The following is a 15,339-nucleotide window of genomic DNA, read 5'->3' as shown; positions in this document are numbered from 1 at the left end:
CACATGTCGCCCTGGCGCAAGGCCAGCGAATGCGCCACCGCGATGGCCTCCTCGCCCAGGCACTGCATGTAGAACGAGAGCTTCTTCTGGCGCTGCGCGATCAGCATGCGGGCGTCGAAGATGCGCGTCTTCATCATCGCGCGCAGGCCCTTGCGCAATTGCACCGCGTCCAGCTCCGGCGCCCAGGGGCCGACGGCGCGGCCGTCCTCGTCCAGCACGCGGATCAGCGCCGGGGCCAGGCCTTGCGTATCGAAGTGCGGGCGTGGTAGTCCACGGCGGGCGGCGCGCCTGCGCCGGCAGAGCATGCAGGCGAGTCGGCGGCATGGCCAGGACGCCCGGTGGGCTCCGGCACCATGCTGCAGGGGCAGCGCCGCAGGTCTCCATGATCGCCCGCCTGCAGTACCTGGGCCTTGTCGCAGGGTCGCCGGCAGCGCCTGGCCGGATAAGCTGCGCGGCGCTGGATCCATCGGCCGCACAGGGGTAGGCGCTGACGGGGCTAGGGTAGCGGATATCGGTGGCGAGGAGAGGTAGCGGGTCACCCCTCACGCGGTAACGAAAGGATCTGCATGGGCGGACGACTCGCGGGTTAACCCGCCGACTTGACGCTCGAGCATGCGGTGCGCGGCGAGCGGTACGGAGTACCGCAACGCGCGCGCATCGGCCCGCTGCTGGGCGCGAGGGATCTGGCTACCCCTACGACGTGGTGCCGCCGGGCAAGCGGTCGTGCCCGTTCCACAGCCACCGCGCCGAGGAGGAGATGTTCTTCATCGTCAGCGGCCGCGGCCTGCTGCGCTACGGCAGCGAGACGCGCGGTGAAGGCCGGCGACGTGATCTGCTGCCCCACCGGCGGGCCCGAGACGGCGCACCAGCTGATCAACGACTCCGACGCCGACCTGGCCTACCTGTCGATCAGCACGCAGAGCAAGGTCGAGGTCTGCGAGTACCCGGACTCGGACAAGGTGGCCGCGTTCGCCGAAGGGGTCGACCACATCACGCGGCGCACGGCCGCCCTCGCCTACTGGGACGGCGAGCCGGGCGGGCCGGGGCCGAATGCCGGCGCGGAGCCTTCATGAACATCACCCCCACCCCCCTGACCGCTGCGCTGGCCGGCATCGGCACCGCGCTGGCCTGGCCCTTCGTGTGGTCGAGATTCGGTGGTGCCGGCACCGATGGCGGCGTGGCGCTGATCGTGGCCGCGCTGCTGGTATTCGCGCTGCCGGCACATGCCTTCGTCATCGGCTTCGGGCCGGCGCAGCGGGGCAGTGAACGCGGCCTCGACCGTGCGCTGCTCAAGCGCATCGGTGCGTGGCTGGCCGCCGCGGCTGCCACCGCGCTGCTCCTCGCGGCGATCCGTTCCTAGCCACTGAGTCACGATGCCCGGCCGCCTGGACCTGCTGCGCTCGGGCATCGCCTCGACGCTGCGCCTGTGGCGCGGCACCTGGGGCGACCTGCCTGCCAGGACGCCGAAGAAGCTGCTGGTGCTGTACGACCGCGAGGACGGCGCCGAGTGCCGGCTGGTGCGCGAGGCGCTGACGGCGCTGGACCTGGACGCGATGGTCTACCCCTGCCCGCTGGACGGGCAACGCTTCGCGGCCCAGCGGCCGGCACCCGGCATCGAGCCGGGCAGCGACACACCGGTGCTGGTGGACCCGAACAGCCGGCGCACGCTGGTGGGCGCCGCTGCCATCGTGCCCCACCTCTTCAAGCGTTATCTCGATGCGGAGGCGCCCGCGCCGCTGAAGGCTTCCGCACTCAACCTGCTGAGCTCGCGCCTGGCCGGCCTCGTGCGCAGCCCGCTGAGGCTGCGGGCGCGGCCCTCGATCGAACCGAAGCAGCCGCTGGTGCTGTACAGCTTCGAATCGAGCCCGTTCTCTCGCCCGGTGCGCGAGCGCCTGTGCGAACTGGAACTCCCGTACCGGCTGATCAACCTCGGCAAGGGGCAGTGGGCGGACATGGGACCGGCATGGCCACGCCGGCTGGTGCCGGGCCGGTACAAGCCGGTGCCGGGCAGCAAGCGCGAGGCCTTCTTCAAGCAGCACGGTCAGGTGCAGGTGCCGTTCCTGATCGACCCGAACCACCAGGTGCAGATGTTCGAGTCGCAGGCGATTGTCGATTACGTGGAACTGCACTACGCGCAGCCGACTGCGCGGCGCCCGGTCTAGCACGGCGCCGGCTCGTCCAGCCGAGTGCCGGTGACAACTGCGCGACACGCGCTGCAAGCACGCTGCGCGCACACTGCGCACAGCGCCTGCCTGAACCTTGCCGGAGGGTCTGCCGCATGAACCGCCGCTCGCCCCCATGGGGCGCCATCGAAGCCTTCGTCACCGCTTCGCGCTTTGCCAGTTTCAAGGACGCGGCGGGTGCACTGGGCCTCAGCGCACCGGCCTTCTCGCGCCGCATCCAGGCCCTGGAAGCGCATGTCGGCACGCGCCTGTTCGACCGCGCGCAGCCGGTGCCCGCGCTGACGCAGGCCGGCCGCCGCTACCTGGCGCGGCTGGCGCCTGCCTACGAGGCGATGCGCGCCGCCACCGACGGCCTGCTGCCCTCGGCCGGTGGCCGGCCGCTGCGCGTGGCGGTGACGCAGTCGATGGCGATTGGCTGGCTGCTGCCGCGCCTGCCGCAGTTCCAGGCGCAGAGCGGCGGCCTCAGCGTCGAGTTGCGCACGCGGCATGAGTCGGCCGACCTGGGCGGCGGCGCGGTCGATGTCGCGCTGCTGTACGGCGACGGCCAGTGGCCGGACCTGCGCGTGCAGCCCTTGTTCGCCTTGCAGGCCTTCGTCGTCGCCGCGCCCCGGCTGGCCACGGGCCAGCCCCCACCGACGTCGCCACGCGCGTTGCCGCAGCACCGCCTGCTGGAGCCGCAGCGGCCGCGCCAGCTGTGGAAGACCTGGTCGGCGCTGGCCGGCGTGCCGGTGGACCCGGCGCAGCCGCGCGAGCAGTTCGACAGCATGCAGGTGATGTACGAGGCCACGGCGCGCGGCCTGGGCCTGGCCATCGGGGTGCGGCCGCTGGTCGACCCGTTCCTGGCCGACGGCCGGCTGGTGCCGGTCTGGCCCGAGACCGTGGCGCCGTTGCCCGGCGCCTGCTACGTGGCCGCCTTGCCGGCCATGCACCGGACGCCGGCGGTGCAACGCTTCTGGCGATGGATCGTGCGCGAGGCCGAGTCCACCGTCGGCGGCAGGCCGGGCGCCGCGCCCGTGGGCATGCAAGCTCTGCAATGGCCCTTGCAGTGATTGCGCTCGCCGCAAAGCCGGCGCCATGCGAGATTTCAACGGCCCTGCTGCCGCCCGACATCCTTCGCACCCCCAAGGCCCCCATGAACCCTTCCGAGACCCACAACCCGCCGGCCGGCTATGCCAGCGGCTTCACGCCCGAATCGATGCTGGCGATGTTCCGCGAGCGCTCGGTGCGCGCATCGCCCTTCACGGCAATGCTCGGCATCGAGCTGCTGCGCTGCTGGGGCGGCGAATCGGAGCTGCTGCTGCCCGTCCGCGCCGAGCTGCAGCAGCACCACGGCACCGTGCACGGCGGCGTGCTCGGCGTGGTGGTCGACAACGCCTGCGGCTGGGCCGCCGCGTCGGTGGCCGGCCCGCTGGTCACCGCGCACTACGCGGTGCACCTGCTGGCCCCCGCGCGTGGCGAGCGCCTGCGCGCCGTCGGCCGGCTGATCCGCGCCGGGCAGCGCAGCGCGGTGGCCGCGGCCGATGTGTTCGCGGAGGCCCAGGGCCAGGCGCCCAAGCTGGTGGCCAGCGGGATGGCGAGCTTTGCGGTGCTGGACAAGTAGCCGCATGGCCTCGTCCGCCCCCCTCAACCGCGGCGCTGCGGGGCCTGCGCCGGCTTGTTCGCCGCGGCCAGCGGCGCGCTGGCGGCGCGGGCGGCCATCAGCGCGTCGGCCTGGGCGGTGTAGTGCGCGGCCAGGCCGAGCTGGCTGCCCAGCAGCGTGGCGGTCATCGCGGCGGCTGCGCTGAAGCTGGCGATGCAACGGGCGGTGTGGCGAGCGTTCATGGTGGCAATCTCCTGCAAGTGGGGGCAGCGCGGAAGGGATGTGTGCGTTGCGCTCCTGCAAGTAAGGACGGCGACCCGCGCCGGAACCGGACACGTCCGCGCCAGGCCCGGCGCGCTGATTCAGCCTGGGCGCTGACGCGCTCAGGTCAGCAGTGCGCGGTGCGCGGCCAGCTCACGCTGCCTCACCGCACTCAGCACCCGGGCACCGGCCAGCGGGCCGAGCTTCGTGTCGCGCGGCACGGTCGCCACGCACTGGCGCAGGCACTGGTGCGCCGGGTCGGTCTCGTCGCGCGGATGCCAGGCCTGGAACACCTGCTCGGCCGGCAGTGCGAACGGCAGCTTGAAGCTGACCAGGCCCAGCGTTTCGCCCACCGTGCGGGCCAGCGGCTCCGGCACGCAGGCCACCAGCGCCGAGCGGGCCGCGGCCATCAACGCGCCGTAGGCACTGGGCACCGTGAGCGCGATGCGCCGCTGGCAGCCGGCCGCGGCCAGCTGGCCATCGAGCGGCGTCGGCGCGCCGCCCCGCTGCGCGATGGCCACATGCTCGTGCGCCGCGAAGCGCCGGGCCGTGACACGCGCCTGCAGCAGCGCGTGCCCCGCACGGACCACACCCACCAGCGCCTGCTCGTACAGCAGCGCGGTACGCGTCTCGGGCCCGCGGTCGGCCAGGGTGCCCACGTCCAGGTCGATGCGGCCTTCGCGCAGCGCCAGCGCGTCGCTGTCACTCTCGGGAATGAAGCGCAGGCTGGCCTGCGGCATGTGCTCGCGCAGCGCGGCCAGCAGGCCGGCCCCGTAGACCACGCCCATGCCTTCGGGCGCACGCACGCGGAACTCGCGCCGCACGCGCTGCAGCGCGACGCTGGCATGCACCTGCATCAGCGCCTGCGCGTCGGCCACCAGGCGGCGCACCGGCTCGCGCAGCGCCTCCGCCCGCGCGGTGGGCACCAGGCGGCGGCCGGACCGCACGAGGATGGGGTCGCCCAGCGCATGGCGGATGCGCGCCAGCGTGTGGCTCATCGCCGGCGCGCTCAAGTGCATGCGCTGCGCCGCACCGCTGACGCTGCCGGCGCTGAGCAGGACGTCCAGCGCCACCAGCAGGTTCAGGTCAATGGCATTCATTTCATGCAGGTATGGAGTCGAAACAATGCACTGTACAAAACGATGCCGGCCTTCGACACTGCGCCGCCGTTCACCCTTGGAGCCCCTTCGATGAATGCCCAGCAGGCCAGCCGCACCGCCCTCGTCACCGCGCTGATGCGTTCGCTGCACACGCGCAGCGCCGCCGCCCCGCTGCTGCACGACCCCTGGGGCGATGTGCTGGTGCCTGCCGCCGTGCGCGCCGTGCTGCACGAACGCACGCTGGCCCGCCTGGCGGGCCCGGCGCTGGACGCGGCCCGGGCGCAGCCCGCGGACCGGGTGGTCGATGCCGCGCTGCGCGGCAGCGCCGCCTTTGCCGACGTGGTGCTGCGCAGCCGCTATGCCGAAGACCAGCTGCAGGCCGCTGTCGCACGCGGCACCCGCCAGTACGTGCTGGTCGGTGCCGGCTTCGACAGCTTCATCTGCCGCCAGCCGGACTGGGCCGCCGACCTGGCTGTCTACGAGGTCGATCACCCGGCCACGCAAGGCCTCAAGCGCGAGCGCCTGCGCGCCTGCCAGGTGCCGCTGCCGGCGGCGGTGCACTTCGTCGCGGCCGACCTGGCGCAGGAGTCGCTGGGCGCGGCGCTGCAGCGCTCGGCGTTCCAGCCCGCGCAGGCCACGTTCTTCTCGTGGCTGGGCGTGACGATGTACCTGAGCCGCGCCGCCAACCTGGCCGCGCTGCGCGCGATGGCTGCCTGCGCCCCGGCCGGCGGCGACCTGGTGTTCAGCTACGTCGACGAAGCGCTGCTGCGCGCCGACCATCCGGCGGCCGAGGACTTCCGGCAGATGCAGCGCACGGTGGCCTCGATGGGCGAAGCCTTCCAGTGCGGCTTCGACCCGCAGGAGATGCCGGCGCTGCTGCAGGAAGCCGGGTTGCAACTGCTGGAAGACCTGAGCGGCACGCAGCTGCTCGCGCGCTACGACCCGCAGGGCCGCAGCGGCCTGGCCGCGGCCGGCGCCGCGCGCCTGGTGCACGCGCGCATTCCCCGCGCCTGAGCGTTGTGGCGGGCATCCTTCACGGAAAGGCCATAGGTCATGGAACCGCGGCGCGCCCTTGTGCCGGCCTGGCGCGCCAGCTTCTAATGCCGCCACCCGCCGCAGCCCCGCGGCCCGCTTCCGGAGACATCCGATGATCGAACGCTACTTCGTCAAGGGCGCCCTTTTCAACTGGGCCGCCCCCAGCCCCATCACCAGCCAGCCGAAGGACGGCGCCATCGTCGACAGCCCGCGGGTGGTGGCGCCGATGTTCTACGTCGGCCTCGATGACCAGGTCGTCGACCACGCGCTGCCGAACGTCTCCACGCTGGGCCTGCGCAAGGACATGGGCATTGCCCACACCTGGCTGAACTACATCCACGGCCGCACGGCCACGGTGCAGGCGGCCGGCGACGTGCTGACGGGCTTCATGAGCGGCTGCTGGATCACGATGTGGAACGACGGTGGCGGGCGCAAGGTCGGCCATGTCGGCACCATCGAATCGGCCGCCAAGACCGAGCCGCCCAACTCCACCGTGAAGAACACCTTCGCGCAGGCCATGCCGCAGAACGTGCAGGGCTACAACCCGGCGCGCGCCTTCGATGCCGGCGACATCATGCCGCTGCTCACCCGCATGCGCGGCACGCCCAGCGCCCAGGTGCTGAGCCTGGTGACCGCCTCCAATGAGTTCTACGCCATCCTGCTGCTGCAGCGCATGACCGAGCGCGGCATCTGGATCTGCGCCGGCAAGAAGCGCATGGACGCGGTGGGCTACGACGGGCTCTACAACGAGCTGATCACGACGCGCCCGCGCCGCTGAGGCGCCGGCGGCACAGCGGCACGGGCCGCCGCCAGTTGCCGCTCCAGTTCGGCCAGCGGCGCCTTGTAGAAGTCGCTCACCCCGGGCTGGCGCACGAAGGCCTCGCGCGCCAGCGCGGCCAGGCGCTGGGCCTCGGCCCGGTGGCCGGCCTGCAGCGCGCACAGACCGGTCTGCGCGCGCAGCTGGGCCAGGCCCGGGTCATGCGCGAAGGCGTAGGCCATGCGCAGCGCGGCCGCCTTGTCCAGCGTCGCCAGGCCGCGATCGAACTGGCCCATCTGGCACCACAACAGGCCACAGGTGACGTTCCAGTTCTGCGCGGGCGACCATGAGCCGTCGTCGGCTTCGATCAAACGGTCGGCCTTGGCGCCCATCACCTGCAAGGCCCCCACCACATCTCCCCGCGACACCCGCACGCGGGCGCGCGCCTCCATCAGCGCATCGGCGTAATAGTCGCCGGCCAGGGGGTCGCCGGCCACGGGCTCGATGTGCGGCACCGTGTCGATGTAGGCCTCCGCCTCGTCGAAGCGCTGCTGCGCCAGCAGCAGGTACACGACGCCGACATGATCGACGATGGAGAACTGCGCACCGCCTGCCCCGGTCCGGACGCGCAAGGCCACCGCCCTGCGCGCATAGGTCTCGGCGTCCGCATAGTGCCCTGTCAACACTGCCGTGCGGCCGGCAATGCCAAGCCAGCTCAGCAGAGCGGGCTCGTTGCCAGGCTCCTGGGCCGTGGCGGCACCTCGATCGACGCGGGCCTGCGCGTTCTCGACGCTGCCGCCCATCAACTCCACGCGCGTAAGGTTCCATTCGACATCGGCCAGTATCTCGGCCGGGACCAGCCGGTCGGGCTGCTGCAGGGTCGCAAGCAAGCGGCCAATCCGATCCGCCGTGCTCACCGCAGGCTGGCGGCCGTACATCGCTAGCATCGTCTCGTTCAGGACTTCCTGCACCAGCGCGCGCGTTTCGCCGGCCTGGCCCAGGGCCCTCAGCGCCGACAGGGCCGGCTCATAGCGCGCTCGCGCTTCGCCCCAGCGGTTCAGACTCATCAGGTGGTAGGCCGCGCGCAGACGAATTTCCGTCGCGGCGAGTCCGCCCGTCCCTTGCGTGCGGCCAGCGTAGCCAATCGCCTGATCGTAGGCGGCAATGGCCTCTTCGGCGTGATTCTGGTTGGCCAGCAGTTCGGCCTGCGCGGCCTGCGCCCAAGCCCGCGACACATGGCCCGACACATCCACCTGCTGCTCCAGCTGCTGCGCCCGCCGCAGCGTCATGCGCGCCGCCTCCAGCTGCCCGGCCTGGGCCTGGCAGCGCAGCAGCATCACCAGCGCGTCGTAGCTCAGCGGCCCGTCGCCGTCGGCCAGGCGCAGGGCGTCTTCGACGTACTTCTGCGCGGCGACGGTGGCCCGGTCGTTCAGCATCGCCTCGGCCAGGCGCAGGATCACGCCGACACGTTCGCCGCGTTCGGCGTTCAGCCGCTCCAGCACGTCGAGCTGCCGCTTCGTGAAATCGGCCGCCAGCCGGAAGGCGCCCATCTGCGCATAGATGCCGCCCACCACGCCCAGCATCTCCGCGCGCATGGCCGGCTGCTGCGGGAAGCGGCTGTCGATGAGCTTCGCGCCGCGCGCCAGCAATTGCTCGGCCGGCAGCTGCCGCGCCTGCGCGCTCTGCGCGTCGGTGCCGGTGTTGACGCGGAACACCTCGGTGACGAAGTCCTTCACCACCCGCGCGCGCTCCGCTTCCTCGGCCGCGCGCCGCGCCTGCACCACCGCCACGCTGCTGCCCGCCAGCACTGCCACCAGCACCGCACTCACCGCCGAGACGCCCACCCAGTGCCGCCGCAGCGCCTTGCGCGTGCGGTAGGCCCAGCTGTCCGGTCGCGCGCTCACGGTCTCGCCCTGCAGGTGCCGTTCGATGTCCTGCGCCAGCGCTTCGGCGGTGCCGTAGCGCCGCTCGGGCGCCCGCTGCATGGCCTGGTGCAGGATGGCGTCGACTTCGCCGGCCAGCGCCCGGCGCGTGGCCGCATCGGGCGCGACGCGGCTGGCCAGCGGCGCATCGCCCTGCAGCACCGCGTCCTCGATCGCGCCCAGCGTGTGGCGCCGCGCCGCGAAGGGCCGCTGGCCGGTGAGCAGCTCGTACAGCGTGACGCCCAGCGCGTACACGTCCGCGGCCACGCCCACCGGCCGGCCTTCGATCTGCTCCGGGGCCGCGTAGTGCGGCGTCATCACGCGGCCGGTTTCCTGTGTCAGCGCGCCGTCCGCGGGTTGGTCGCTCATCAGCTTGGCAATGCCGAAGTCCAGCAGGTGCGCCTGGCCTTGTGCGTCGACCAGGATGTTCGCCGGCTTCAGGTCGCGGTGGATCACCAGCCGGCCGTGCGCATAGGCCACTGCGCGGATCACCTGCACGAAGAGCTTGAGCTTCGCCTTGGCATCCAGCGCCTGCTCGCGGCACCACGCATCGATCGGCTGACCGGCGATGTATTCCATCGCGATGTACGGCCGGCCGCGTTCGTCCAACCCCGCGTCGTACAGCCGCGCGATCGCCGGGTGTTCCAGCAGCGCGCCGATGCGCCGCTCGCGCGCCATGCGCTCGGCCAGGCCTTCGCTCCAGGCCAAGCGCGGCAACTTCAGCGCCACCTGGCGCTCGAAGCTGCCGTCGGCGCGCTCGGCCAGCCACACGCTGCCCATGCCGCCGCGGCCGATCTCGTGCAGCAGCCGGTACGGGCCTACGCGTTCGCCCGCGCTGGCCACCGCGGGCTCGCTGCCGCCGAGCTTGGGCAGGGTGCCCAGCAGCCCTGCGCTGTGGTCGCGCTCGGCCAGCATCTCGCGCAGCAAGCCGGCCAGGTGCGCCTGGTCCGCGGGCAGGCCTGCCAGCCAGGTGTCGCGGTCGCCGGGCGCAATCGCCTCGGCTTCGTCCAGCAGCCGGCTCAGGGCGGTGATGTCGGGCGTACTCAGGGGCATGCGCAGCTCGGGTGGTGGGTTCACCCTGGAAAGACGGAAACCGCAGGCCGAAGCGGACATGGCCGGCATAGCAGCCCACGACCAGCAGCGCCAATGTAGACAATCGCCCGCGTGGAGACCAGCTACCTGAAGACCTTCGTGCTCGTCGTCGAGTCGGGCTCGATGTCGGAGGCCGCGCGCCGGCTCGAGATCACGCCGGCGGCGGTGGCGCACCAGCTGCGGCTGCTGGAACGCGAGCTCGGCACCCGCTTGCTGGCGCGCGCCGGCCGCACCGTGACGCCCACCGAGGCCGGCCACCGCATGGTCGAGCGTGCCGGCGCGATCCTGCGCGACCTGGGCAACCTGAAGGCCGCGATCAACGAAGAAGCGGCCGCGGGCGAGCTGCGCCTGGGCGCGATCAACACCGCGCTGCACAGCGTGATGCCCGAGATGCTGGCCGGCTTCGTCAAGGCCTACCCGGAAGCGCGGGTGGAGATCCGCACCGCGCTGTCGCCCGAGCTCTACGACGCGGTGCTGCGCAACGAGCTGGACGTGGCGGTGTGCCTGCATCCGCCCTTCGCGCTGCCCAAGACGATGTGCTGGGAGCAGCTGTGCGAAGAGCCGCTGGTGGTGATGGCGCCGCAACGCCTGGCCACGCGGGACGCGCAGGCGTTGCTGCGCGACGAACCCTTCATCCGCTACAACCGCCAGCTCGGCGGCGGCAAGCAGGCCGATGCCTGGCTGCGCAAGAAAGGCATCGTGCCGCACGAGCGATTCGAACTCAGCTCGCTGCCGGCCATCGCGATGCTGGTGGACCGCGGGCTCGGCGTCTCGCTGGCGCCCGATGCCTCGGTGCCCTGGTGGCGCGGCCTGCGCGTGGCGCGCCTGCCACTGGCCGACCAGCCCTACCGCCGCCGCTTCGGCATCATCTGGCCGCGGGCGTCGGTGCGCGCGCGGCTGATCCAGGTGCTGGTCGAGCAGGCGCGCCAGGCGGTGGCGCGGCGCTGAAGGGGGCTCAGCCCGATCCGGGTCTCCCGGGCGGGCTGATCCCCTCGAGGGACCGGCCCGCAGGGCCGTAGGGGCCGACTCTCAGGCCCCGGGCACCGGCCGCGCCGCCGGCCCGTCGTAGGTCCACAGCAGATCGCGCGGCAGCGGGCCCTTGTTGCGGCCGCCCTGCTGCGTCTGCTCCCAGGCATGGGCCAGGATGCCGACCGAGCGCGACAGGCAGAACAGCCCGCGCGCCAGCGGCGCCGGAAAACCCAGCTCGGCATGGATCACCGCAGTCGCGCCGTCGATGTTCAGCGGGATGCGCCGGCCCTTCTTGCGCGCGGCCAGTTCGTCTTCCAGCGCGCGGACCATCGCCGCGAAGCGGCCGCTGACGACGCCGTCGCGCGCGGCCTCGTCCACCAGCGCCAGCAGCCGCGGCGCACGCGGGTCGACCGGGTGGAAGCGATGACCGAAGCCGGGGACGAACTTGCCATAACGTTCAATCGCCTCGTCCAGGCCACCGGCCACGGCAGCCGCCTGCGGCATGCCGCCATCGATGCGCGCGGCGATCGCCCCGTACATCGCCACCGCCTGCTCGCCGGCGCCGCCATGCACGTCGCCCAGCACGTTCAGCGCCGAGGCCATCGCGTTGTTCAGCCCCACGCCGCAGGTGGCCGCCATGCGGGCGATGGCAATGCTGGGCGCCTGCGGGCCATGGTCCACCGCTGCCACCAGCGCCGCCTCCAGCAGCCGGGCCTGCGCTTCGCTCGGCAATTCGCCGCGCGTCATCAGCCAGACCATCTGCGCGAAGCTGACACGGCCGATCAGCTCCTCGATCGCATAGCCGCGGAAACGGATCATGCCGGGCCGCATCTCGATGATGGCGCTGCGCCACCAGTCGCTGGCGGCCGGGTTCGCGGCCGGGTTCGCGGCCGGGGGGGTGTCGGGGGTCGTCATACCGCTTGCTCCTGCATCAGGCGGTCGATCTCGTCGGCGCCATAGCCCAGTTCGGCCAGGATCGCCGCGCTGTGCTCGCCCAGGCGCGGCGGCGGCGCATCGACCGAAGGCGCCTCGCCGTTGAGCTTGAAGCCGGTGCGCACGATGCGGATGTCGCGGCCGACGCCGGGCGCGTTCTCGAAAGTGGCCACCATGCCGCGGCCGGCGATCTGCGGATGCGCCAGCGCCTGCGGCACGGTGAGCACCGGGCCGGCCGGCACGCCGGCGGCATTCAGCGCCTGCCACCAGTGGTCGGTGCCGCGTCCGGCCATCGCGGCCTCGATCAGCACCTTCAGTTCGGCGCGGTGCTGCAGCCGCCCCTGGCGCTCGGCAAAGCGCGGGTCCTGCCGCCATTCCGGGTGGCCCAGCACCGCGCACAGCGCCTCGAACTGCTCCTGCTTGTTGGCCGCGATGTTCAGCAGCCCGTCGGCGGTGCGGAAGGTGCCCGAGGGGCTGGCCGTGACGTTGTCGTTGCCCAGCGGCTGCGGCGCGCAGTCGGCGATCAGGTGGTTCGACACCGCCCAGCCCATCGTCGCCATCGCCGCCTCGAGCATCGAGACATCGATGAAAACGCCATCGCTGCGGCGGTGGTCGGCCAGCGCGGCGGCCACCGCGAAAGCGGCGGTCATGCCGCCGATGGTGTCGGCCACCGGATAGCCGACGCGGTACGGCGCGTTCTCCGGCGCGCCGGTGATGCTCATGATGCCGGACATGCCCTGGATGATCTGGTCGTAGGCCGGCAGGTCGCGCAGCGGCCCGTCCTGGCCGAAGCCGGAGATCGCGCAGTACACCAGCCGCGGCTGGTGCTTGAACAGCTCGGCATGGCCCAGGCCCAGCCGGTCCATCACGCCGGGGCGGAAGTTCTCCACCAGCACCTCGGCACTGCGCACCAGGCGCAGGAACACTTCCTGGCCGCGCGGGTGCTTCAGGTCCAGCGTGATCGAGCGCTTGCCCGGGTTCTGCGCCAGGAACGAAACGCCCATCTGCGCCCGGTTCAGCGCCGGGTCGGCCCCCAGCTGGCGCGCCAGGTCGCCGCCGTGGCGCGCCTCCACCTTGATGACCTCGGCACCCATGTGCGCGAGTTGATGACACGCAAAAGGACCGGCCAGCACATTGGTCAGGTCCAGCACGCGGATGCCGCGCAGGGGTTGGATCGCCATGGTTGTCCCGCGTTCTGGCATGGCGCCAGTATGGTCAGAAGCGAATGCAAAACCCAGCACCGCTGTCTGCGATCAGATGATAGTGAGGCTATCGTGTCGATCGGGCCGCAGGCTGTGGCTGCTTCAGGCCCTTGAACGCGTTCAGGATGTGCGCCAGCCCGGGCTCCAGCCGCTTGTCACGCCGGATCACCGTGGCCAGCTGCCGGTGCAGCCGCGGCACCAGCGGGTGCACCGTGAGCCCGCTGCCGGCGCGCAGGTGGCGCACCGCCATGCCCGGCAGGATGGCGCAGCCCAGGCCCACGCTGACCAGCTCCTTGATGGCCTCCACGCTGCCCAGCGACATGATCGGCTCGACCTGCACCCGGCTGCGGGCGAACCAGGCATCGGCAATCCGGCGCGTGTTGCCACCGGGCTCGAACAGCAGCAGCGGCTTGCCGACCAGCGACGCGGCGGTGATGCGGCCCGGCAGCTTCATGCCCTGCGGCGCGATCAGCAGGAACTCGTCGTCCATCACCGGCGTGATCTCGAAGCTGCGGCCAGCCACCGGCAGCGTCACCAGGCCGACGTCGAGCCGGTTCTCGTCGATGGCCTTGACGATGTCGGCGGTGTTGCCGGTGGTCACCGTGATCTCCAGCTGCGGGAAGGCCTGGCGCAGCTTCTTCAGCAGCGGTGGCAGCAGGAAGATGCAGGCGGTGGCACCGGTGCCGATGCGCACACGCCCGGCCCCGCCCAGCGCGCGCCGGCCCACCGCCGCGCTGGCGGCGGCCACCGCGGCCTCGATCTGCGCGGCATGCGCCAGCAGCTCGGCACCCGCGGCGCTGGGCCGCGCGACGCGGCCGACGCGCTCGACCAGCGTGGTGCCCAGATGCCGCTCGAGCGCGCGGATCTGCAGGCTCACCGCCGGTTGCGTCAGCCCCAGGCGCTCCGCCGCGGCCGAGAAGCTGCCGCGCTCGGCCACCGTGACGAAGCTGCGCAGGTAGTCCAGGTTGAGCTGCTTCATGCCAAAGAATCGCTGATGGCTTGCATAAGGCCTCAAATCTTCCTTTATGTGATGGTGCGGCGCAAGATCGGCGCGATGAATCCGTTGTCCACCCCTCCATCGCCCACGCAGGTCCGCGTCCGGGATGCCGGCCCCGCCGATATCGCCGACATCCGTGCCATCTATGCCCACCACGTGCTGCACGGCATCGCCACCTTCGAGGAAACGCCGCCCTCGCTGGACGAGATGGCCGCGCGCCGGGAAGCGGTGCTGAAGGCCGGCCTGCCCTGGCTGGTGGCCGAAGTGAGCGGCCGTGTCGTGGGCTACTGCTATGCCACCGCCTACCGCCCGCGCCCGGCCTACCGCCACACGGTCGAGGATTCGGTGTACCTCCAGCACGGCATGGCCGGCCGCGGCGTCGGCAGTGCGCTGCTGCGCGCGCTGATCGCACGCTGCGAGCAGGGCCCCTGGCGCCAGATGGTGGCGGTGGTGGGCAACAGCGCCAACGCCGGCTCGCTGGCGCTGCCCCGCGCGCAGGGCTTCCACACCGTCGGCACGCTCGGCGCGGTCGGCTTCAAGTTCGGCCGCTGGGTCGACACGGTGCTGATGCAGCGCGCACTGAACGGCGGCGACGCGACGCTGCCGTCGTAGCGCGGCCCGGGCCCGGGCCCGGGCCCGCGTTCAGGACAACAGCTTCACCAGCGCATCCGGGTGGATCGGCAGCGCCACCAGGCCGGCCACGCCCATCAGCACGCCGAAGAAGGTGGGCACCAGCGCGGCCCAGTACAGCGCCCACAGGCCGGTCAGCGCGGTGACGGCCAGCATCGCGATGGCGATGGCCAGCAGCGCGTCGGACAGGTCGAACTGGTCGTCGCGGTAGTTCAGGCGGTCGTACTGGCGCTGGTCTTCCTCGGCCTGGGCCTTGAGTTCGGCTTTCTTCCTGACCTGGTCCTCGGCCAGCTCGCGATAGCGCTTGATCGACGCGTCATAGGCCGTCTTGTCAGCCGCCTGGGCGCGCGCCAGTTCCAGCTGCACCACGGTGGCCTCGGCCACTTCCTGCCGCAGGTTGCGCGCCTGGTAGAAGTTCCAGTGGTCCAGCTTGTCGGCCTGGGCCTGCTGCATGGCCTGCACGATGTTGTCGTCCTTCACCTTGCAGATGCCCATGAAGGTGGCCAGCAGCGCCACCGTCACGGCCACCATCGCGTTCAGGCGTGCGCTGCGGCGCTCAGCCCGGACGGCGGCCGCTTCGCGCGCCTGCTGCGCCTGGTCGATCACGTCATGAGGGTCGATGTCCATGGCCTCACTGTGCCCGAGCGATGATGCGGGCCTTGCCTGGCCACCTGTCACG

The 15,339-nt window shown here is 72.0% G+C and carries 17 protein-coding genes; 9 read left to right on the top strand and 8 right to left on the bottom strand.

Annotated features, from left to right (window positions below; all coding sequences use genetic code 11):
• On the bottom strand, nt 1–305 hold a 305-nt coding region (locus tag ACILR4_RS14425; protein ID WP_395701560.1), incomplete at its 3' end, for a thiamine pyrophosphate-dependent enzyme.
• 507 nt (nt 306–812) lie between these two features.
• Here ACILR4_RS14425 and ACILR4_RS14420 point away from each other — a divergent pair.
• From ACILR4_RS14420 to ACILR4_RS14400, 5 genes are all read left to right on the top strand, one after another.
• Complete coding sequence (locus ACILR4_RS14420) at nt 813–1,073, top strand: hypothetical protein (protein WP_395701559.1); 261 nt, start codon at nt 813–815, stop codon at nt 1,071–1,073.
• The gene (locus tag ACILR4_RS14415; RefSeq protein ID WP_395701558.1) at nt 1,070–1,360 is read left to right on the top strand and encodes a hypothetical protein; all 291 of its coding nucleotides are present in this window, start codon (nt 1,070–1,072) and stop codon (nt 1,358–1,360) included. Before ACILR4_RS14420 ends, ACILR4_RS14415 begins: the two co-directional genes overlap by 4 nt.
• Before the next feature lie 13 nt (nt 1,361–1,373).
• Complete coding sequence (locus tag ACILR4_RS14410) at nt 1,374–2,162, top strand: glutathione S-transferase N-terminal domain-containing protein (protein ID WP_395701557.1); 789 nt, start codon at nt 1,374–1,376, stop codon at nt 2,160–2,162.
• Nucleotides 2,163–2,278: 116 nt separating this feature from the next.
• A complete protein-coding gene (locus ACILR4_RS14405; RefSeq protein WP_395701556.1) occupies nt 2,279–3,232 on the top strand; it encodes a LysR substrate-binding domain-containing protein in 954 nt (317 codons plus the stop codon).
• Nucleotides 3,233–3,315: 83 nt separating this feature from the next.
• Nucleotides 3,316–3,783, top strand: a complete 468-nt coding sequence (locus ACILR4_RS14400; RefSeq protein ID WP_395701555.1) for a PaaI family thioesterase — start codon at nt 3,316–3,318, stop codon at nt 3,781–3,783.
• A 23-nt stretch (nt 3,784–3,806) separates the two neighbouring features.
• Here the strand turns inward: ACILR4_RS14400 and ACILR4_RS14395 are convergent, their stop codons facing one another.
• Nucleotides 3,807–4,004, bottom strand: a complete 198-nt coding sequence (locus tag ACILR4_RS14395; protein ID WP_395701554.1) for a hypothetical protein — start codon at nt 4,002–4,004, stop codon at nt 3,807–3,809.
• A gap of 141 nt (nt 4,005–4,145) precedes the next feature.
• Nucleotides 4,146–5,123: a LysR family transcriptional regulator gene (locus ACILR4_RS14390; protein ID WP_395701553.1), complete on the bottom strand. Its 978-nt coding sequence runs from the start codon at nt 5,121–5,123 to the stop codon at nt 4,146–4,148.
• Between the two features lie 90 nt (nt 5,124–5,213).
• Here ACILR4_RS14390 and ACILR4_RS14385 point away from each other — a divergent pair, with 90 nt between their 5' ends.
• A complete protein-coding gene (locus ACILR4_RS14385) occupies nt 5,214–6,137 on the top strand; it encodes a class I SAM-dependent methyltransferase (RefSeq protein WP_395701552.1) in 924 nt (307 codons plus the stop codon).
• 133 nt (nt 6,138–6,270) lie between these two features.
• Nucleotides 6,271–6,936 (top strand): hypothetical protein, encoded by a 666-nt coding sequence (locus ACILR4_RS14380; RefSeq protein WP_395701551.1) that lies wholly within the window; start codon nt 6,271–6,273, stop codon nt 6,934–6,936.
• Here ACILR4_RS14380 and ACILR4_RS14375 read toward each other — a convergent pair.
• Nucleotides 6,900–9,890 (bottom strand): protein kinase domain-containing protein, encoded by a 2,991-nt coding sequence (locus tag ACILR4_RS14375; RefSeq protein ID WP_395701550.1) that lies wholly within the window; start codon nt 9,888–9,890, stop codon nt 6,900–6,902. The two genes, ACILR4_RS14380 and ACILR4_RS14375, sit on opposite strands and share 37 nt — an antisense overlap.
• 111 nt (nt 9,891–10,001) lie before the next feature.
• Between ACILR4_RS14375 and ACILR4_RS14370 the strand changes: the two genes are divergently transcribed.
• Complete coding sequence (locus ACILR4_RS14370; protein ID WP_395701549.1) at nt 10,002–10,877, top strand: LysR family transcriptional regulator; 876 nt, start codon at nt 10,002–10,004, stop codon at nt 10,875–10,877.
• Nucleotides 10,878–10,958: 81 nt separating this feature from the next.
• On the opposite strand, the gene ACILR4_RS14365 is transcribed toward ACILR4_RS14370, so the two are convergent.
• From ACILR4_RS14365 to ACILR4_RS14355, 3 genes are all read right to left on the bottom strand, one after another.
• Nucleotides 10,959–11,813 carry a citryl-CoA lyase gene (locus ACILR4_RS14365; protein ID WP_395701548.1) on the bottom strand — a complete coding sequence of 285 codons (855 nt, stop codon included), beginning with the start codon at nt 11,811–11,813 and terminating at the stop codon, nt 10,959–10,961.
• Nucleotides 11,810–13,012 carry a CaiB/BaiF CoA transferase family protein gene (locus ACILR4_RS14360; protein WP_395701547.1) on the bottom strand — a complete coding sequence of 401 codons (1,203 nt, stop codon included), beginning with the start codon at nt 13,010–13,012 and terminating at the stop codon, nt 11,810–11,812. The genes ACILR4_RS14365 and ACILR4_RS14360 overlap by 4 nt, the downstream gene beginning before the upstream one ends.
• An 88-nt stretch (nt 13,013–13,100) precedes the next feature.
• Nucleotides 13,101–14,012 carry a LysR family transcriptional regulator gene (locus ACILR4_RS14355; RefSeq protein ID WP_395701546.1) on the bottom strand — a complete coding sequence of 304 codons (912 nt, stop codon included), beginning with the start codon at nt 14,010–14,012 and terminating at the stop codon, nt 13,101–13,103.
• 84 nt (nt 14,013–14,096) lie between these two features.
• Between ACILR4_RS14355 and ACILR4_RS14350 the strand changes: the two genes are divergently transcribed.
• A complete protein-coding gene (locus ACILR4_RS14350) occupies nt 14,097–14,642 on the top strand; it encodes a GNAT family N-acetyltransferase (RefSeq protein WP_395701562.1) in 546 nt (181 codons plus the stop codon).
• Between the two features lie 30 nt (nt 14,643–14,672).
• On the opposite strand, the gene ACILR4_RS14345 is transcribed toward ACILR4_RS14350, so the two are convergent.
• Nucleotides 14,673–15,287: a DUF4337 domain-containing protein gene (locus ACILR4_RS14345; RefSeq protein ID WP_395701545.1), complete on the bottom strand. Its 615-nt coding sequence runs from the start codon at nt 15,285–15,287 to the stop codon at nt 14,673–14,675.
• Nucleotides 15,288–15,339: the final 52 nt, after the last annotated feature.

The organism is Aquabacterium sp., assembly GCF_044226965.1.
Classification (GTDB): domain Bacteria; phylum Pseudomonadota; class Gammaproteobacteria; order Burkholderiales; family Burkholderiaceae_C; genus Pseudaquabacterium.
Note: the sequence above shows the minus strand (reverse complement) of the source record. Positions and strands in the feature narration are given on the sequence as shown.